This is a genomic window from Chryseobacterium sp. MYb264 (assembly GCF_035974275.1).
Lineage (GTDB): Bacteria > Bacteroidota > Bacteroidia > Flavobacteriales > Weeksellaceae > Chryseobacterium.
In genome coordinates this window covers 731,384-751,924 of the sequence record NZ_CP142422.1, presented here as the reverse complement: position 1 = coordinate 751,924, position 20,541 = coordinate 731,384, and the positions used below count along the sequence as shown (strand labels likewise).

Below are 20,541 nucleotides of genomic sequence, written 5' to 3'. Positions count from 1 at the left end.
AAATCAGGAGGCATTTTGTTTGGATATTACTATATATTTACATCGTTATTTTTAATTATTCCAAATAGATGAAAAAGCGATATTCATTTTCAATTCTTCTGCTGACTGTTATAACCACAAAGGTTTCCGGACAGACAGGAAAGATGGACAGCATAATAACTCATAACATTCATGAGGTGATTATGGTATCTTCACGATCTCCAAAACAAATCAGTGATATTCCCGGAACCGTATGGGTGATCAGCGATAAAGAGCTTCAGGCACAGATCAGAGGCGGTGCCGGACTAAAAGAAGTACTGGGAAATATGATCCCCGGATTTGATTTTGGCAATCAGGGGCGTACGAATTATGCTCAAAATATGCGGGGAAGAAATGTTCTGGTGATGATTAACGGGATTTCCCTGAACAGTACCAGAGCAACAAGCAGGCAATTTGATGCGATTGATCCTTTCAATATAGAAGTTATAGAGGTTCTTTCCGGTGCTTCTTCCATTTACGGTGGAGATTCCACAGGAGGAATAATTAATATAATCACTAAAAAGCCTGTTAGAGATCAATTAGCTTTTGAAACCTCCGTAGGGTTAAAATCAGGATTTCATAAAGATGATCTGGACAAAAGAATTGCCCAATCCATCGAAGGCGGAACAGATAGAGTTAAATTCAGACTGGGAGCGGCGTTCACACAAAATGAAGGAGCATTTGATGCCAAAGGAAACCAGATCATCACCGATGTGAAGCAGGCAGATTTTCAATACAATAGATCAATTGATTTATTAGGTGGAATCAGTGCAAAAATAGCTCCAAACCAAGATTTAAATGTTGATTTACAATATTATAATTCAAAAGTCAGAAATAAAAGATGGCTGTCTTTCGGAGAAAATTTTGTTGGATTTACAACGAAAAATCCGGATTTAATCAATGTTTCGGACGGCGCAGATTCTGATATTGTTCCGAGAACCGAGCGTTTTATGGCGAATTTACAGTACAATGCAAGAAATATTTGGGGCGGACAAAACTTAATTCTGCAGGCTTACGGACGTCGTGAAGAAGTCGATTTTGGGGCTTCGTTTGCGGAAGTTCCGAAACCTCCGGCGGGAATTACGCTTCCGGTTTTTCTTTCTTCAGCACGAGGAAACACTAATGTTTATGGGGTAAAATTGGTTTTAAATAAAAAATGGAAATCCTTTAATTTCACTTACGGAGTCGATGGTGATTACGAAAGTTTTACCGGGGATCAGGCGATTTTTAATCCTCAAATAAGTGCTCAGTCGGGAGGTTTGGTTAATCGTACAGATACTTTTGTGGGAAGATATCCTGATACAAAAATTTCTACATTGTCCGGATTTATTCAGGCAGATTGGAATATTACAGATCAATTGACACTTTCGGGAGGTGTTCGCCAACAGTTTATCAATGTAAAATTGGATGATTTTGTTGGATTTAAAGAACAAGTTTACATGAATTTTGGTTATGGAAATTCTGCAGATGCTGTTAAAGGTGGCAAAAACAATTACGATGTTACCTTACTGAATTCGAGTTTATTATATAAATTAAACCCATCTTGGCAAACATGGTTAAATTTTTCCCAGGGATTTGCCGTCCCTGATGCCGCAAAATCATATGGTTTCGGAAAATATCAGCTGGAAAATAATCACTGGAATTTATTGAACAGTATGAATATTGCTGAACAGCCTTTAAGCGGAATCAAAACCGATCAAATGGAATTGGGTTTCAGACATAACAGAACTTCTGAAGCAGGACTTTTTGCACAGGGATCAGTTTTTTATGCTGTATCCAATAAAACATTAAAAATCGACAATGCCGCCTTTACCATCTCTCTGCTCGATCAAAAACTGAGAAACTTCGGTTTTGAAGGAGCTTTAGGTTATCGATTTTCTCAGGGACTGGAATTTGGGGGAAATGTATTGTTGATGAAATCTGAAACGAAAACCATTGACAAAGGGTGGCAGAACCAATCGGTTTATACCACCAATCCGTCTAAATTCATGATCTACACCGGATGGAACGCCAAACAGTTTTCATTAAGACTCCAAATGCAAAACTCACTAAATTATACCGATTTAGTAGGTATGAAAATTTCAGGGTATACTCTATTCGATATCGTTGGAGATGTCAAATTAAATAGAGGTACCCTTAATTTTGGTATTCAAAATATCTTTAACAGACAGTACACGACCATTTGGGGACAGCGTTCCGAATTTTTCTACGGAGCCCCTCAAAAAGCCTTTGCCTACCAGGGGCGAGGCAGTACATTTTCCGTAGGATACACAATAAATTATTAACAGCCTGAGAGTACAGGTAAAGCAGATATTCGTCTTTGCCTTACCAGGCTTCTCATTCTAAGTAAAAATTTAAAAACACACTCCCCCCGGTATTTTATGAAATCGAATATTACCAAACACACCTTTTCGGAAAGGGAACCGCTTTTCCCAAATCCAGAGAATTTATTCTGTGAACTCACTATTCACGAATATCTGAATGTCATGCAGAAAGCAAAGGAAACAGTAGTTGCATTTCTGGAAGAAAATAACAAGCCTTTCAGTGGAATCACTCCGGAAACGCTGAGAAAACAGTTTGAAAATATTGACCTTAATGATGCGCCGAAAAATTACGCCGACGTTTTCGAAGAAGTCAGAACTCTTTATACCCAGCACGCCGTCGCTTTCCATCATCCTAAATATGTAGCCCATCTCAATTGTCCGGTTGTCATTCCGGCAGTTGCAGCAGAAATGTTAATTAGCTCAATTAATTCATCATTAGACACTTGGGATCAAAGCACAGGTGGAACTTTGATGGAGCAAAAACTAATTGAATGGACTTGCAACGAAATAGGCTACGGAAAAAATTCAGACGGAATTTTTACGAGTGGTGGTTCTCAGAGCAACTTAATGGGAATGCTTTTGGCGAGAGATCATTATTCTATTAAACATTTTAATCATCATATCAAAAAAAATGGTTTGCCGGAAAATGCTCATCGTTTCAGGATTTTTGCTTCTGAAGCAGCGCATTTCAGCATTCAGAAAAGTGCTTCAATTTTAGGGCTGGGAGAGCAGGCAGTCGTGAAAGTGAAAACCGATCATTCTTTCAAAATGAACAGCATTTTATTGGAAGACGCCATTCAAAAAGAAATCGAAAACGGAAATATTCCGATTGCAGTGGTTGCGACAGCCGGAACAACGGATTTTGGAAATATCGATCCTTTAACCAATATTTCAACGATTGCGAAGAAATATAAAATGTGGTTTCACGTTGATGCAGCCTATGGTTGCGCATTGCTTTTAACAGAAAAATATCGCCATTTAATTAATGGAATTGAAGATGCAGATTCTGTGACGGTTGATTATCATAAATCTTTTTTTCAGCCTGTAAGCAGTAGCGGATTTTTGGTGAAAGACAGAAACTATTTCACTTTAATTACGCATTATGCGGATTATTTAAACCCAAAAGATCATAATGAAAATGAAATTCCGAATCAGGTAAATAAATCAATTCAGACGACAAGAAGATTTGATGCCTTAAAACTTTGGTTTACTTTAAGAATTATCGGAAAAAAAGGTTTGGGAAGTTATATTGAAAGAATCATTAAAACCGCTCGTGAAGCTGCTTTTCTGCTTGAAAATGACCCTCATTTTGAAATTTTGAACCGTTCTGATATTTCGGCTTTAGTATTCAGATATTCAGCAGATCCATTCAGGACTTTTGATTTAAACGGAATCAACACATATATCCGGGCTCAACTTTATAGACAAGGAAATGCCTTGGTTGCAGGCACAAAGCTGAACGGACAGTTTTATCTGAAGTTCACGATTTTGAATCCTTTAACGACCATCGAAGATATCCAAACTATTTTAAACACCATTAAACATTACGGAAATGAATACATTGACATCAATTAATACAAGACAATATGCAGAAAAAGTAAATTTCACCGCAGTGATCAACTGCTATATGAAGGAATTTACCAACTGGAGCCGTTATCTTGGAATTCCAAAATATGATATTGCTATTGCTAAAAATTTAAGAAAAACACCAACTGATCTTCATATTAGAATTGATTTTTCTTCGATTGGTTGTGACGTTTATGTTCCTGTCAGCTATTTTTCTGAAAGCGGAAGACATCTTTTTGATTTTCCGGTTTTAAGAAGAATTTTAGAAACAGATGAAGTTTCCGAGGTTGATATTTACGGATTTATGGCTTTAACAGCAGAATATTCCAAAAGTATCTATGGCGGAATTGATGTTTCGACCATGATGAAAAGGCTGAATAACAGCATTGAAAATCTTTCTACATATCTTAACTATTTGGTTGAAAATAATAAGTCTGTCAATGATTTGGAAATGTCATTCATTGAAGCTGAACAATCGTTGATTTTAGGACACATTTTACATCCGGTTCCGAAGTCGAAACAAGGTTTTAATAAAGAAGATTTAATCACGTATTCTCCCGAAACTTCAGGACAGTTTCAATTGTTTTATTTCTTGATTAATCCTGAAAATATTATTGAAAAAAATGCAGACGGAGAAGCTGTTTCTAAGAAATTGGGAGAAAAAATCTATCCATTATTAGATGCTGAACATAAGAAATTGTGGGATGAATTTCCAGATTATCAGATCGTTCCGATGCATCCCTGGGAAGCAGAATATTTGTTGACTCAGGAAGAAGTTCAGATTATGCAGGAAATGGGAATTCTCTTTGCTTTAGGACATTACGGAGAATATTTCACTCCTACTTCTTCGGTAAGAACAGTTTATAATGAGGAAAATAAATGGATGTTTAAATTTTCCCTGCATGTAAAAATCACAAATTCAGAGAGAATCAATTTGTATCCTGAATTGCACCGTGGGTATGACATCAGCCGGTTATTGAAAACAGACTGGGGAAAAAATGTACAAAATGATTTCCCGGAGATTGATTTTATGGTAGATCCTGCTTTTATAGCAGTAAAATTCAACGATAAAATTATTAACGGGTTCAATATCAGCATCCGAAGAAATCCTTTCTATGGTGATAATAAGCATAAAAATGTTACACTTCTCGCCGCCCTTTGTCAGGACGGGATTTTAGGACAGCCTTCAAGACTTCAGAACATCATTGCCAGTGCAGCAAGAAGTCAGGATTTATCTGTTGAACAGGTCGCTCTAGATTGGTTTAAACAATATCTTCATATTTGCATAAGACCTATGGTCGGAATTTTAAATACCTACGGACTGGCCTGTGAATTTCATCAGCAAAACGTTATGCTGGAACTTGACAGCAAAGGCTTTCCCGCGAAAATCTATTTCAGGGATAATCAGGGATTCTTCTTCAGAGAAGCCCGAAAGGAAATGATTTCTGATGCGCTTCCGGGGATTGCAGATGAAAGCGGTTCTATTATCGATGAAGAATCGCTGGCTCCGAAATACACCTACTATCTGTTGACCAATAATATCCTGGGGATCGTCAATGCCCTAGGGTGTCATCAACTGGCGAACGAAAGAAAATTAATTAATCTCGTTTACAAAGCATTTAAGGCACTTGAACACGAGGACGAAACGGGATGGATAAACTATATCATCAATAAAAAAAGCTGGTCTACAAAAGGAAATTTAATCACCAGCCTTCAAAACATCAATGAAACAGATGAAGATTTAGAATATCCCGCAGTTTTTCTGGAGACCCCCAATCCTTTACATAAATATTTCTTTTCAAACCCATTAATTAAACCTGAAACTAAAGAAATTGTTTACTCAAGATACTTTGAAGAAGACGATATCAACATCAGCATCCGGCCTTTTGACATCGAAAAAGATTTCGAAATGGTTCATGAATGGTTCAATAGAGAGCATGCAAAGCCTTATTGGAAAATGGATGGTCCTAGAAAAGATCTTGAACTCTGGTTCAGAACAATTCTTCCGAGCGATGAACAGCATAGTTTTATCGGATATGTTAATGATATTCCACAATTCAGCTTTGAACCTTACTGGCCTGTAAGAGATGTTGTGGGAGGATATTACAACGCAGTTCCCACCGACTATGGCACTCATTTTTTTGTGGCTGAGACACAAAAAGACAGGAAATTTTCTTTCCAGTCTTTTCAGGTGGCTCTGGACTATATTTTTATGCTTCCTGAAGTGGGAAAATGCATTGGTGAGGCATCCGTAGATGCGGTGCCCACCGACAGAATCATCACAAAGCTAGGATATATCCGTGAGGGAATAATTGAGATGCCTCACAAGACGGCTTATCTTACTTTCTGTACCCGCGAAGCATACTGGGAAAAATGCCCTGCAAGCCGATTGAATGCGAAAAAGCAGATAACGGAATTTTAGCCTGCGACATGGCATCAACTTCCTAAACCTTATAGGCCTTAACATTCTATAAGGTTTGAATAATAAAAACAGTCTAAAATAAAAACAGTGAAAAATAACAAAGTATACGATATCATCGGGATAGGAATCGGCCCTTTCAACCTTGGCTTGGCAGCCCTTCTGCAGCCTGTAGCATCTATCAACTCTCTTTTTCTGGATCAGGCCGAAGGTTTCGACTGGCATCCGGGGCTCATGCTTGACCAAGCGACTCTTCAGGTCCCTTTTATGGCAGATTTAGTCACCATGGCAAACCCGGCCAGTCCATTCAGTTTTCTTCATTTTTTAAAGGAGACAGACCGTTTATACAAATTTTATATCCGGGAAAGTTTTTACATTTTAAGAAAAGAATATAACCTGTATTGTCAATGGGTTTGCCATCAACTCACCAACTGCCTTTTCGAAAAGAAAGTAGAAAATATCATATATGATGAAATCCGGGAAATCTATATCGTTCACGTTTTAGATTTAAGAAATAATGATGTAACGAAATACCATACCCGAAAACTGGCTTTGGGTACAGGAACTCAGCCCAATCTCCCCCAATTTATGCAAGGAAAAAATTACGCTAATGTTCTTCATACCTCGGAGTACCTTGATCGTAAAAAGGATATTTTGGAATCCGACTCGGTCTCGATTATCGGCTCAGGGCAAAGCGCTGCAGAAATCTTCAGGGATCTACTCCCGGAAACAGACCCTTCATTTAAGATGCATTGGTTTACCAGACCGGATCGTTTTTTTCCGATGGAGTATTCCAAGTTAACATTGGAATTAACCTCCCCAGAATACGTTGATCATTTTTATCAGATGCCTCCGGAAATGCGTAAAAATATTCTCTCAAGACAGCCGCCTCTTTATAAAGGGATTAATTTTGATCTCATTAATGAAATTTTTGATATGCTGTATGAAATGAGTGTAGGAAATAAATCCCTATACGCAGAACTAAGACCCAGTTCTCAGCTCGACAGCATACATCCCGAGGGAAATACCCATCTGCTTAACTTCACTCATGTTCAGGACGGGGCATCATTTTCACATATCTCAGACTTTATTATTTTGGCCACGGGTTATCAATATAAAGAACCCGAATTCCTGAAAGGCATTGAAAATTTAATTCAAAGAACGGAGGAAGGCCAGTTGAATGTCAGTCGTAATTATACCATTGACCTGCGGGCTACTGTTTTTGTTCAGAATGCCGAACTTCATACCCATGGCTTTGTAACGCCAGACCTTGGTATGGGGGCTTATCGGAATTCGGTAATTATCAACTCCATCGCCGGAAGAGAAATTTATAAAGTAGAAAAACGAATAGCCTTTCAGCAATTTAATACATCAAAAGTATGGACCGCAAAACATTCATCTTAACCGGTGGTTTGACAAAGGTCATGTGGGAAACTTCGTGGCCTGCGGTCGCAGCGATTGTTCTCTATGGCATCAATAATTTTTTGGATGCTATTTTTGTGGGCTATCTGATCAATACAAAAGCTCTGGCAGCAGTGGGAATGGCATATCCTCTCTCTCAGATTATATTGGGCTTCGGAAGGTTGGTAGGTACGGGAGCCGGAGCAGCTGTCAGCCTGTGGATCGGAAAAAACGAAAAGGCCAAACTCTACCGGTTATTCGGTAGTTTTAATATTCTATGTATTTTGTTCTCTCTAATTTGTGCCGTTCCGGCCTATATTTTCGCTCATCAGCTTCTGGCCGTGATGGGTGGCAAGGGAGATCTGCAAACCATAGCCGTTGCGTATTTCCGAGCAACACTAGTAGGAACAATATTCTGGATTTACGGTTTGGCAATTAATATGCTGATTCGTGCAGAAGGAAAAATGAAAACTGCCGCTGCAATGATCGCTGCAGGTCTTATTATTGACATCATCCTGAAGCCTGTTTTTATTTCGACTTTAGACATGGGGGTTGCAGGGGCAGCCTGGGCAACCAATTGCGGGATGATAATCTATTCACTCCTCGGTCTCTTGTATTACGCAAGAGGAAAAAGTTCATTTAAAACAAACTGGAGATCCATGATGTATCATACTGAGATCGGAAAAAAAATGATTGGCTTGGGACTTCCCGAAATGATATTATCCGTAATAGGAGTAGTCCAGAGCATCATCATCCTTAATGCTATTGTTCGATACGGAACAGAAAGTGACCTGTCATTTTTCACCGTTTTAAATCGGTTTTTTTTATTTCTTTTGACTCCTCTTTTTGGGCTTATGCGGGGTTTACAACCTGTTGTAGGAATTAATTTCGGAGCCGGAAATCGAGTAAGAGCCAAAGCATTTCTAAGGACATATATCCTGGCGGGTATTGCGGTTTTATTTCCTTTTTTCTTTGTTACCTTATTATTTCCCAAAGAATTACTGGGAATAATGCTGCCTGGTCATATTGCCGGATCCGGACAAATCCATGATTTCAGATTATTCTTCTCAGTGCTTCCTGTATTGCCGGTCACCGTTTTGGCTCTCTCCTATTATCCAGCGATAAACCACGCTAAAAAAGCAGGTTTTTTAGTGATTCTGAGGCAATTCGTCCTGTATATTCCTTTAATGATAATCCTCCCCTATTATTTTGGAGTTAAAAGCATCTACTGGGGAAGTGCATTAATTGAGATTACAGCCGCTTTAGCCACTCTTATTTTGCTCATAAAGCCCTATTTTAAAAAGCTATCTGTTACCTGACCTCTGCAGTGATATATTAAGCAGAATTCTGCAATAAAAAACCCATTCCTGCCAAAGCAAAGGCAATAGGAAAAACATCAGAATATTTCACAGGAAGTGAATATTTTTTTAGTTAAAATATATTTTTTATAAAAAAATTATTAGAATAATGATAAATTCATTATATTTGAAGCACGAAATAATTTTTTTTCATCATTTGTGTTTTTTTAGGCCTCTATCTTTATAGGGGCTTTTTTATTTTTACATTTCAAACCTGTTTATACCATTTTATCTTTGAAATTTCCTTTACATTAATCAACCCCTGCGGGGTTATAACATCATTGAATACGTATTCATCGGGTTTTACCCGACGCTACTCATATTTAACCTCTTAAGGTAAATTCAAAAAGAAAACAGTATTACTCAGTATCTAAAGATGAATGTGATCTGTGAAATACGATCGACGGGACGTAGACATATTCTTTCATCCGTTGCCAGAAATATGCCTGGAACCATTTCTCTCCAACTTTTGTAACTGCCAATCTATTATGAAGAAGCATTTGTATGAAGCGCTATGGGAATATGAGATAGCGTTCATCTGTTAATTTCAATCGGTTTCAGCGATAATTAGTATCGAAAAAAAGCGTTTTTTAAATATAAAAAAATTAAAGACCTTTGCTGTTATAAAGTATTTCAGAGTATACTATGAAAGTAATTCCATTAAAAGAAGGTGATTTTTTCACCAATAATACTAAAGAATTTACATTGCTTACCAATGAAAATTGGAATCAGCTAAGCGGAATTAAAATGTCTGTACAACCTTTCTTAATTATTACAGAAGAAGATTATATCCTTTTGGACGGAGGCATTGGCTGGAAAAATGAAAAGGGGCAACCCATCATTCTTCAGACTCTTGAAAAAGAAAATATTTATCCGCATCAGATCACTAAGATCTTACTTTCTCATTTGCACAAAGATCATATTGAGGGCATTATCAACAAAACGGAATCAGGCTTCGAGCCTAATTTCCCCAACGCCGAAATTTTCATTCAAAAAAGAGAGCTTGATTTTGCCAGATCAAATCCAGGAAATTATTCATTTGATTTTGATACATTGGAAAAAATGGTTCAGTTGCCCAATATCGTCTGGATGCATAGCGATGATGGGAATATCAGCAGGGCTGTTTCCTATCAGGTAGTCGGAGGGCATACGCCTTTTATGCAGGTATTCTGGATTAAAGAAAATAATTATACCGTATTTTATGGGGCAGACAATCTTCCACAGGAATCCTATCTTAAGTATCATGTTGCCTATAAAAGCGATTTCGACGGAAAAAAAGCAATGCGTTTGAGACAACAATGGCAGGCTCAAGGGCAGAAGGAGCACTGGAAAGTACTTTTGTATCACGACCTTGAGAAGACCGTGATACAATTGTAGTATTTAAAGTTGATTGAACCACTTATAGATATCGGTGTCAGAAGCAATATTCAGTTTCTTCCGGAGACGGTTTTTTCGATTCTGGATCGCCTTCGGGGTTACAAAAGTATAGGTGGCAATCTCTTTTGTTGATAAATTGAGTTTAAGATAAATACAAAAAATTAGCTCAGAATTCTTCAGATTTGGCTGTATAGCGAATATTTTGTTAAAAAAATCAGGATAAACTAACCTAAACTTATTCAAAAGACGTGGCGAATTTTCCTTGGCCAATACTGTAATTTCGTCCTGTGCCAAAATTTTTTGATTTAGATCTTCAAAATTTGTTTCAGATTTTTCGTTTTTCATATTATTTTTTCTCATCTCTATTCATTTCCGATACTCTTAACAAGCACCGGTATTAATCCACTCTTTTTTTATTAAAACTTTAACTTTCAAAAAAACAACCTGTCCATTGTATATTAATGTATATTTTTCATTAAAACACTAATTTTGATTAAAATTATAAACATAACCTTCATGTCATAATTTTTTGGTAAGAGCAAAGAAAGAAAAAATGATTAAAATTTCACAAAATTAAAATACCACATACATACCACGTTTTGTGCTATTAGGGTATTATTTTTCATTTTTTCCTCGCTTTTTACCACAGCTTATTTATTCTGATTGATTTTTCAAATGTAGAGGTTTAGAATCTACCCTTTTCATGATTACAATCAAGCTTTCAACAATTGTTAAAACTTAACCACAAAAAGGCATTAATGACGTAAAATATTTCACAACATGATACATTTGTGGTATATTTTTCTATCGCTTTTAAAAGACTAAAATCCTAACAATATAATAACAGACAAGTGTTGCATTACATCTTTTAGGCTTGGTTATTAATATCAGCAATTACTCATAATGGATCAGATACAAAAGCCGGGGTGACATTTCGAGATTTAAAATATATTATTTTCACGCAGATCGCATAGATTTTCACCGATGAAATACTTTCTTAGAGTCACGAATTACCAGATAGGGATTAATTTTGCTGAATTTTCAAATTCTGTTTACTTTCCCTTTTGTCGTTCTGGCAGTAATCTAAGACCATTAATTTGAGATTAAACTCAGAATACTTTACCAAGGTTTTTACAATAACGCCCCCTTTAAATACCTGACATTAAATCAACATTATCCTCTGGGAAATAAAAATCAAACTCCTATTTTAATTTTCAAACGATCTACACTTTTTGCCAAATCCCCAGGTTTTGGACTTTATCCATCATAATCCGAACGAGATGGCACAAAGAATGCTGTATAGCGGCAGGCTTTATTGATGCCACTTGTACTTGTATAATAAATTTTTTTAAGAATGGATACAGAGTACCTTAGCGGTAATTTTTGGTCAGCGAGAAAAATTGAAAGCAGTTACCTGATCAGCATTAAAGATCACGCCAACCTTAGGGAAGCATTAACCGATTTTGTAGTCAGCCAGCAAATAGAAACGGCACAAATATTTGGTGTGGTGATGATTAAAGGACCTCTCATACGTTTTAAAACTCCAGGCTCACAAAAATACTTTAATATAAAAATGGACACTCAAAAATCCGAGGCCAGCATTTCGGGAAATATTCAAAGTACTTTAGCCGGACCCGTTTTCGATTTGAATGTAATTATTGAAGATGAAAACAATTCATCATGGACAGGGCACCTTAACGATGCTGAAGTCATAAATAAGGGTGAATTTCTTCTTCACCCTTTATCATCCAGAATCCTTTACTTCAGAAGAAAAGAAGATGATTTTTTCCTTTCTTAAATCTCACAGCCATTTTCATCGCAAGAGTTACCTCCCTCTGATAAATTCGTGAAAGGAGATACAGTTTCCTTGTAGGTTTGTGTCAGGGCATCTTCAAAAACATTCACGGGTTGTGCGCCTGAAACGGCATATTTTCCGTTCAATACAAAGAAAGGAACACACTGCTGATTCCATTGTTTTTGGCTTCTACAATATCCTGACTCACCTCATAATCAAATTCATCTGAGTTCAGTACTTTTTGGGTTTCTTCCTCATTTACTCCCAATTCTGAAGCTAAAGAAGCTAAAACACCGGCATCCGAAACATCTTTGCCATCTGTAAAGTGCGCTTTGAACAAAAGTTCTTCCATTTCATTGCCTTTACCGTATTTCTTAGCTAAATGAAGAATTTTATGTGCAGAAAAGGTGTTGGTGATTAACGCCTTAGCAAAGTTAAACTCCAATCCCGCCGCCCTTCCGGCTTCTGCGACATGACTCATCATCTGTTGCGACTGAGATTCCTGAAAGCCTTTTTTTTCTTTAAAATACTGGGCTGTACTGATGGCCTTCCCCGATTCCAATGTAGGATCCAGCTGAAAGCTCTTCCACTCTACTTCAACCTTATCTTTAAAAGGTAGTTTTTCAAGCGCCTGTTCAAAATTATGTTTCCCGATATAGCAAAACGGACACATCACATCCGACCAAATTTCTATTTTCATTGTTTAAATTTTACGATTCAAAATTAATCCTTTCTCTTTATATAATGAACATAAAATGATAGGTGAAAACTATCTGTATCATAAAAAAAGAGGCTGCCTAAGCAACCTCTCATGATTCAATTATTTACGGTTTTAAATCTGTAAACTGTTTATCCGCAGGAAAAACATGCTGTACTTTTTCCACTACCAGCTCTTTTGGAAGAGCAAAGGATGTGGTTTGTTTAATATCCTGTGAAGATGCTCCGACTGAAACTTTATATTTCCCGGACTCAGCGATCCACGCAGATTTTGCGGTAACAAATGAAGCGAGATCTTTCGGACTTAAACTTAAAGTAATCGTCTGACTTTCGTTTGGATGCAATTCTTTTGTTTTGGCGTAGGCTTTCAATTCAGCATTTGGTTTGTCAATAGACTCATGAGGAGCCGATAAATACAGCTGAACAACTTCCTTTCCGGCTACTTTTCCTGTATTTTTCACATCAATGCTTACCTCAATTTTGTTATTGAATGTTGGTGAACTGATCTTTATATTGGAATAATCAAAATTCGTGTAGGATTTACCAAAACCGAATTCATAAGATGGTTTTACATTAAATGTATCAAAATAACGGTATCCCACATAAACTCCTTCTTCATACGTTACCTCTTTTGGATTTTCCACAGGAACTCCTGGGAAATTCTTTGCTGAAGGTGTATCTGAATATTTCACCGGGAAAGTCATCGTCAGTTTTCCTGAAGGATTGATCTTTCCTGAAACCACGTCTGCAACGGAGTGCCCGCCTTCCTGTCCCGGTTGCCAAGCTAGTAAAACAGCATCCACTTTATCTTTCCATGATGCGGTTTCAATAACACCACCGATGTTCAGAATCACCACCACTTTTTTACCTTTCGTGTGGAAAGCTTTCGAGATCTTATCCAGCATTTCGATTTCTTCCGCGGCCAGATCAAAATCTTCATTCACTACTCTATCTCCTCCTTCTCCGGAATTTCTTCCTAATGTCACAAAGGCTATTTCAGAAGTTTCAGCCTTTTTAGCATAGAAGGCGTCATCCATTTTCATTTCGGATAATCTTCCCGGCAGCCCTAAAATTCCTTTTTTCTTTCTTTCAACTAATTCTGCAGCAGCTTCTTTTTCGGCGTGAGGTTTATAAAGATCCACCAGTTCTTTGTCCAGCTTGTATCCGGCCGCATTCAGACCTTCTAAAAGAGATACAGTGTGCTTATTGTTCACACTTCCGCTTCCAGTCCCTCCTGTGATCCATGCATAAGATGTTACCCCAAATAGCGAAACTTCTTTTTGTTTGTTTGCAAAAGGCAATGCATTCCCATCATTTTTAAGCAAAATCATCCCTTCAGCCGCTGCATTTCTCGTTACCTGCGCGTGTTGGGCCAAATCAGGCTGATCGCTGTATTTATATTGGGCAAAAGTCGGTGTTTTGAAGATATATTCTAAAATTCTCTTTACATTCAAATTAGCCACTTCCTGAGATAATTTCCCTGAATCTAATGCTGCTAACAACACTTTTTTCTGAGCAGGAATTCCCGGCATCAAAAGATCATTTCCGGCATTCATCTGTTTTACAACATCGGAAATTCCACCGTCTCTGATTGATTCAAATCCAGGAAAACCTCCGAACCAGTCGGTCATTACAATTCCTTTGAACCCCCATTCTTTTCTTAAAACCTGAGTTAACAGATCTTTAGAATCTGAAGTATAAACGCCATTTAATTTATTGTAAGAAGACATCACCGTCCAAGGCTGGGATTCTTTTACTGTAATTTCAAAATTTCTCAAATACAATTCTCTCATTGCCCGCTCAGAAACATGCGCATTGATCGTCAGACGATTGGTTTCTTCATTATTCGCAGCAAAATGCTTGATTGAAGTTCCCACACCCTGCGACTGGATTCCGTTCACAATTGCCGCAGCAGTTTTTCCTGAGATTAAAGGATCTTCCGAATAATATTCAAAATTTCTTCCGTTTAAAGGATTTCTATTGATGTTCAAAGCAGGAGCCAATAAAACGTCTACTCCATATTCTTTCACCTCATTTCCCATGGCTTTTCCAACCTGTTCTAACAATGTTTTGTTCCAAGTTGAAGCCAAAGCTGTTCCTACCGGAAATGCCGTTGCATAATACGTTTTGGTATCATTTTCTCTCGTTGGTGCAATTCTCAGACCTGCAGGCCCATCCGCCACGACTGTCGCAGGAATTCCGAATCGCTCAAAATTGGCCGTTCCTCCAGCTGCTCCCGGAACCAATCCTTGTTTTGAATCACCAACAGGTCCTGTCAGGACTTCGATTCCCGGCATCCCTGTTCCGATCAGTAAATCAACCTTTTCAGCGTTGGTCATTTGCTTGATGATCGCATCAATTCTTTTATCAACCGAAAGACGCGTATCTTCCCAAGTGTCTAATTTTCCGTTTTTGTTTAAATCTTTAAACGTTTTTCCGTCAACATTCAGCGTGGGTGTATTCTGAGCTTTTGCCAATGGCGATGCCGCCAACAAAGCCAAGAATAAACCTGAATATTTTGCCTTCTGAGAAAGCTTGATTAATGTGGATACATTCTTCTTCATATTTTATTTTTTAGAATTAAACATTTTTAATTTGGCATAGAAATCTTCGAACATCAATCTGGTATCAAGATGGGTGTACACTCTTATATTTCTACCGTTGGAATTGTATTCGTAAGCTCCATTATCATTAATTTTCGGAGCATTTTTTAAGACATAACTGCTTGATGATGGGTCTGCTTCAAAAGAAGACTGAAGCGCCGTTAATAAAACCAACGGACTGTCGCCCATAATATAGGTTTCGCCCACCAGTAAATTGAATTTTTGCGTTTTAAGCATCAAATCTTCAATTTTTTGCGTTAAATAAGCTCCCGTTTTTCCTTCAGGTTTCACTTTACTCAGTAATTCAGCATAAGACATCAAAGTCTGTCGATACGCATTTCTCGGAACCTGCCAAATATTTAAATTAGATTGATTAAAAACCACCTGAGCTGCTTTTATATCGATTCCTAAATTATATTCCAAAGGCGTATAACCAGGCGGCGGTGTTGCTAAATCTGAATATTCGGGACCGCCAATCCAAACCACAACGATTTTGTCGGCAATTTTGGGTTCCATCATATAAGCGCTTGCCACTTCTGTTAAACTGGCACCACAAACTATAAACAGAGGATTTTTTTCATCAGCTTTCATTGCTTCGGCAACGATTGCTTTTGCACCTTCGGAAATATTTGGAGTTTTGAGATCTTTCAACTGATCATTTGAACCTTGAAAAACATTAAACTTATTTTTAAGATTCATCACTTCCAATGTTTCGTTCACTTTTTTCACTGCATTTTCAGCGGTAATTTTTGATGAATCAAACGGATCTCCGGGCTTTAAATGCGAACCGATAATCCCACGAATTTCCGTGGAAGGTGATAAGATCTGATGAACCAACTGAAAAAGTCCATCCGGATCGCCACCGAAATCATTGTCGACGATGACGCGATAACGTGGTTTTACATATTTATCCATTTCCGAAATCACGGCAGTAGACTGTGCGGACACAGCCATTGCCGTAAAAAAAGAAACTATATTAAAAATTGATTTCATTGTTTATTTTTTAACCACAAAAGGCACAAAAGTTTTTGTCACATTAATTTTAAATAGTTGTCCGATAAAAATTAAAATACAATTAACAGATCGCTCCTCTGGAGCTTTAATTACAAATAAAAATTACTTTCTATTATCTGTTGACTCCTAATGGAGTTACATTTAGCCCCATCAGGGCTTACTGTTAATAGAAAAATCTAGCACCAAAGCAAAGCTCTATCGGAGCGACCTGTTGATTTAACCTATACAATTGATTTTATTAATCTTTTTAAAAACTAGACGCTTTTGTGACTTTTGACTTCCTCGAATCTTCGATTTGTGGTTAATATTTTTGATTTAAATATTTATAAAAATTTGTGGAATCTTAACCAATCCAGATAGACATCCGACCACTTGTCAACAGGAAGATTCTGTTTTCCCATTCCGAAACCGTGCCCCCCTTTTTCATAGATATGAAGCTCGGTTGGCTGTCCTGCTTCCAACCATTTGTTGTACAGTAGAACTGATTTTGGAGCCAATTTCAATTGGTCGTCACTTGCCGCGCAAATAAATAACGGAAGCGGAGATTTCGGAATTTCGGTATCTAAAATTTCCTGACTTGGTCCGCCGTAAATGGATGCTGCAAAATTGGGTAATGTAGACGCATCTTTGCTGTGAAGAACACTTTCAAGGATTACACTTGCTCCCGCAGAAAATCCGATCACTCCTAATTTTTCAGGATTGATATTCAATTCTTTGGCGTGGGTTCTGATGTAAGAAATTGCCGTTTTAATATCGTCACCCGCCATTACTTTTATCGGTGCTGTTTTCGCATCAAAAGCTTTTCTGTCTTTAAGGTTTTCCATCATTTCCTTAGCCGGGTCATTCGATTGTGTTTCCAATAATCTATATTTTAAAACAACTGCTGTAATTCCGTTTTCTGCCAGTTTTTTCGCCATATCAATTCCTTCACGGTTGATGGATAAGCTTTGAAAACCACCGCCGGGAGCCACAACGATTACCGTTCCGTTGGCTTTCTTTTTATCAGCTTCAAATAACAACATAGAAGGCTGAGCGACATTGAAAACAACCTCTGTTTTGAACAGTTCATTAAATTGCTGTGCTTCTTTCTGTGTCCAGTTTTCTGTTCCAGGCGCTTTTCCCTGATATAATGGAATTGATTTCTGAGCGTTGATGCTGTTTAAACCAAAAAGGAATAAACCTGCTATGATGACTTTTTTCATTTTTATTTAATTAAAATTGTATTGAATGATTTAGCTTCCAGAATAGGATTTAAATCCAGATTGTTGACTTTCAGATGAAGCTGTTTTGAGATGGCTTCATCATTGTAAGTAATAATGGCAATAGAATTATCCGGATTTTTAAAGGCTAAAATATTATCTGCGTTACTGCTCAAATTTCCTTCCCACCAACCTAAAACATCATTTCTGTGTTTTTCAACAGAAGCACTTGAAGTTTCCAGCAAAACAGCTCCCGGCTGAACATAATGGCTGAAATGCTTCATCAGATAAAACTCAGGATTCCAGTGATAGGTTTTGTTTTGAGAATCAACCGTTACCAAAGAATTCTGTGTCCATCCCCAACGGCTAACCCCACCTTTCAGAAGCGAAGTATTCCAGTATAAATAAGAAGAAGTGCCGTTAAGGAAATAGTGTTTCATCAGATCCCAGCTGTATTCTGCATACGCCCAGTCGTTTTTACCATTTCCACATTCGTGTTCGCTTTGATAAATCGTAAGGTTTGGATATTCTTTATGAATCTGTGATACTGCTTCTTTCCCTGCCCATTGTACACCTAGTCCTTTAATATATTTTCCGGATTCAGGGTTTTTATAAACTTCAGAAAATAACGCAGGATTTCCTCTTTCTAAAGTTCCGAAGAAAATATCCACTCCGGATTTTTTCATTTCAGGACCTAAAAACGAGATGAATTTTGATAATCCCTTTGGCGTCCAGGTATTACTCGGATACCATTGAGCAGAATTGAATTCATTCTGAGGCATAACCATAGAAATCTTAATATTTTCCTTTTTATAGGCCTCTACAAACTTTTTAAAGTATAAAGCATATGCCTTAAAATATCGGTCTTCCTGAATAAAATTGTCCGTTCCTTCTTTTACGAGTTGATTATCATTAATTCCGTTATCAACCTGCTGCATGACAGATGGCGCTTTGTTGAGTGCATAATGCTTATTATACTTCATCCAAGTTGGCGGACTCCAAGGTGAAGCCCATAATTTCAATGAAGAATTATATTTCTGAGCAGATTTAATGAAAGGAATTAGCGTTTCATAATCGTTTTTAATAGAGAAATTTTTCATTTCAAAATCTCCATCTGTTTCATCGTAGGAATACCAATCTCTTGAGAAATCATTTGCTCCAATCGGCATTCTGGAAATGGTAAAGTTCGCTCCTTCCTTTGTGAAAAGCTCTTTGAAAATTGTTTCTTTATCAACAGAATTGAGTTGATTTAATGAAGTCCACCCCAACTCATTGAAACAAGAACCGAAACCTTCTATTTTCTGTAAAGATTTGTTGGTAAAAACTTCGACTGCTTTTTGAGAAGATTTCTCTTTATTCAGTTTTTTTGTCTGCCAAGGTTTTGTTTCTGTAGAACTTATCCATTCTGAAACCTGCATATTTTGTGCTGTTGCAGTAAGACTTACCGTGGTTAGGATTCCAAATAGTAATTTTTTCATTTTGATTTAAATTTTATTTGAATAATTGCGGTACAAAATCATTTAAATACGTTCTCCAGTTGCTCCAGGTATGCCCGCCTTCAGATTCTATATACTGATACTTGAAATTCATTTTATCGAGTTTCTGACGGTATTCTGTTACATTTTTATATAAAAAATCGGTCTTTCCTATGGCAATCCAATATAATTTATAGCTATTGGTCTGCTGAGTTTTCAGTTTTGAATCTAAATTTTGGTAAATCGGACTTTTCTTTTCATCTGGCGGGAGAATTGCGGGAGAAAAAAGGCCAACATAATCGAAGGTTTTCGGCTGATTGGCAGAGATGTACAACGAATGGAAACCGCCCATTGAAAGTCCGGCAACCGCACGGTTTTTGGCATCGGCTTTTGTTCGGTAATTGGACTCTGTGAAATCCATAATTTCTTTGAAATACGTTTCCATATCGCCTGAGAAAATATCCGGCGTTCTCATATCGATTTTATAAAAACCTTTCGAAGATTCACCCGGAGCCGCGGAATTACTGGTGTGACCGTTTGGCATTACGACAATCATCGGTTTTGCCTTTCCCTGAGCAATCAGGTTGTCCAAAATCTGCGATGCTCTTCCTAAAGTCATCCATGCATCTTCGTCGCCACCCATTCCGTGCAATAGGTACAAAACCGGAAATTTCTCTTTGGAATTTTCATAACCAGGAGGAGTGTAAACTGTTATCCTTCGGTCTTCCTGCATTCCGATTGACTTATACCATCTTTTGGAAACTGTTCCGTGGGGAACATTCTGAACTTTATAATTTTCCGACTGCTTTCCGTCTACCAAAAACATACTCATCACCGACGAAACATCTCGAACCTGATAAGAATTGTTCGGGTCGTTGGCTTTTACACCATCAACGATGAATGAATAAGTATATAAATCTGGGTTGAAATCATTTTTGGTAAACGACCAAACACCGTCTTTATCTTTCTGCAAATCAGCAGAACCCGCTTCCATTCCCTGTGACGGAAACCAGTTTCCCTGAAGTTTTACGCTGTTCGCATTCGGTGCCAGCAAACGAAATGTAATCTTTTTTCCATTGATTTCCGGAGATATTAAATTTTTCTTTCCGCTGAAATCAAGACTTTCCTGAGCAAACATTAATGGACCAAGCATTAATGAATAGATTGTGTATTTGATTTTCATTCTTAATCTTTTTCTGTGATTATTTTTAATCTTAAAAAACCAGACGAAAAATGTCCTGTTTTAAGACATTCATTACTATCAATTATGAATCA

14 protein-coding genes are annotated in these 20,541 nt (G+C 37.5%); 7 read left to right on the top strand and 7 right to left on the bottom strand.

The features are described 5' to 3' along the window. Positions 1–68: 68 nt before the first annotated feature. From VUJ46_RS03290 to VUJ46_RS03265, 6 genes are all read left to right on the top strand, one after another. Entirely contained in the window at positions 69–2,303 is a 2,235-nt protein-coding gene (locus tag VUJ46_RS03290) for a TonB-dependent receptor (protein WP_326983587.1), read from the top strand. Between the two features lie 96 nt (positions 2,304–2,399). Beyond that, positions 2,400–3,917, top strand: a complete 1,518-nt coding sequence (locus tag VUJ46_RS03285) for a pyridoxal phosphate-dependent decarboxylase family protein (protein WP_326983586.1) — start codon at positions 2,400–2,402, stop codon at positions 3,915–3,917. Beyond that, positions 3,895–6,330, top strand: coding sequence for a GNAT family N-acetyltransferase (locus tag VUJ46_RS03280; RefSeq protein WP_326983585.1), 2,436 nt, complete (start codon positions 3,895–3,897; stop codon positions 6,328–6,330). Before VUJ46_RS03285 ends, VUJ46_RS03280 begins: the two co-directional genes overlap by 23 nt. An 87-nt stretch (positions 6,331–6,417) precedes the next feature. Beyond that, positions 6,418–7,731, top strand: coding sequence for a lysine N(6)-hydroxylase/L-ornithine N(5)-oxygenase family protein (locus VUJ46_RS03275; protein ID WP_326983584.1), 1,314 nt, complete (start codon positions 6,418–6,420; stop codon positions 7,729–7,731). Continuing rightward, positions 7,707–9,047 carry an MATE family efflux transporter gene (locus VUJ46_RS03270; protein ID WP_326983583.1) on the top strand — a complete coding sequence of 447 codons (1,341 nt, stop codon included), beginning with the start codon at positions 7,707–7,709 and terminating at the stop codon, positions 9,045–9,047. The genes VUJ46_RS03275 and VUJ46_RS03270 overlap by 25 nt, the downstream gene beginning before the upstream one ends. A 684-nt stretch (positions 9,048–9,731) precedes the next feature. Next, the gene (locus VUJ46_RS03265; RefSeq protein ID WP_326983582.1) at positions 9,732–10,463 is read left to right on the top strand and encodes an MBL fold metallo-hydrolase; all 732 of its coding nucleotides are present in this window, start codon (positions 9,732–9,734) and stop codon (positions 10,461–10,463) included. Positions 10,464–10,466: 3 nt separating this feature from the next. On the opposite strand, the gene VUJ46_RS03260 is transcribed toward VUJ46_RS03265, so the two are convergent. Beyond that, entirely contained in the window at positions 10,467–10,808 is a 342-nt protein-coding gene (locus tag VUJ46_RS03260) for a helix-turn-helix transcriptional regulator (protein ID WP_326983581.1), read from the bottom strand. Between the two features lie 1,009 nt (positions 10,809–11,817). Between VUJ46_RS03260 and VUJ46_RS03255 the strand changes: the two genes are divergently transcribed. Next, a complete protein-coding gene (locus tag VUJ46_RS03255; RefSeq protein WP_326983580.1) occupies positions 11,818–12,261 on the top strand; it encodes a PCC domain-containing protein in 444 nt (147 codons plus the stop codon). A 139-nt stretch (positions 12,262–12,400) separates the two neighbouring features. Here the strand turns inward: VUJ46_RS03255 and VUJ46_RS03250 are convergent, their stop codons facing one another. From VUJ46_RS03250 to VUJ46_RS03225, 6 genes are all read right to left on the bottom strand, one after another. Beyond that, on the bottom strand, positions 12,401–12,958 hold the full coding sequence (locus VUJ46_RS03250; protein ID WP_326983579.1) for a DsbA family oxidoreductase: 558 nt from the start codon (positions 12,956–12,958) through the stop codon (positions 12,401–12,403). 124 nt (positions 12,959–13,082) lie between these two features. Continuing rightward, the gene (locus VUJ46_RS03245) at positions 13,083–15,539 is read right to left on the bottom strand and encodes a glycoside hydrolase family 3 N-terminal domain-containing protein (RefSeq protein WP_326983578.1); all 2,457 of its coding nucleotides are present in this window, start codon (positions 15,537–15,539) and stop codon (positions 13,083–13,085) included. Between the two features lie 3 nt (positions 15,540–15,542). Continuing rightward, positions 15,543–16,571, bottom strand: a complete 1,029-nt coding sequence (locus VUJ46_RS03240; RefSeq protein WP_326983577.1) for a nucleoside hydrolase — start codon at positions 16,569–16,571, stop codon at positions 15,543–15,545. A 344-nt stretch (positions 16,572–16,915) separates the two neighbouring features. Further along, positions 16,916–17,794: an alpha/beta hydrolase gene (locus tag VUJ46_RS03235; RefSeq protein WP_326983576.1), complete on the bottom strand. Its 879-nt coding sequence runs from the start codon at positions 17,792–17,794 to the stop codon at positions 16,916–16,918. A 2-nt stretch (positions 17,795–17,796) separates the two neighbouring features. After that, positions 17,797–19,269 carry a glycoside hydrolase family 30 protein gene (locus VUJ46_RS03230; protein WP_326983575.1) on the bottom strand — a complete coding sequence of 491 codons (1,473 nt, stop codon included), beginning with the start codon at positions 19,267–19,269 and terminating at the stop codon, positions 17,797–17,799. 13 nt (positions 19,270–19,282) lie between these two features. Beyond that, positions 19,283–20,449, bottom strand: a complete 1,167-nt coding sequence (locus tag VUJ46_RS03225; RefSeq protein ID WP_326983574.1) for an esterase — start codon at positions 20,447–20,449, stop codon at positions 19,283–19,285. Positions 20,450–20,541 lie beyond the last annotated feature (92 nt).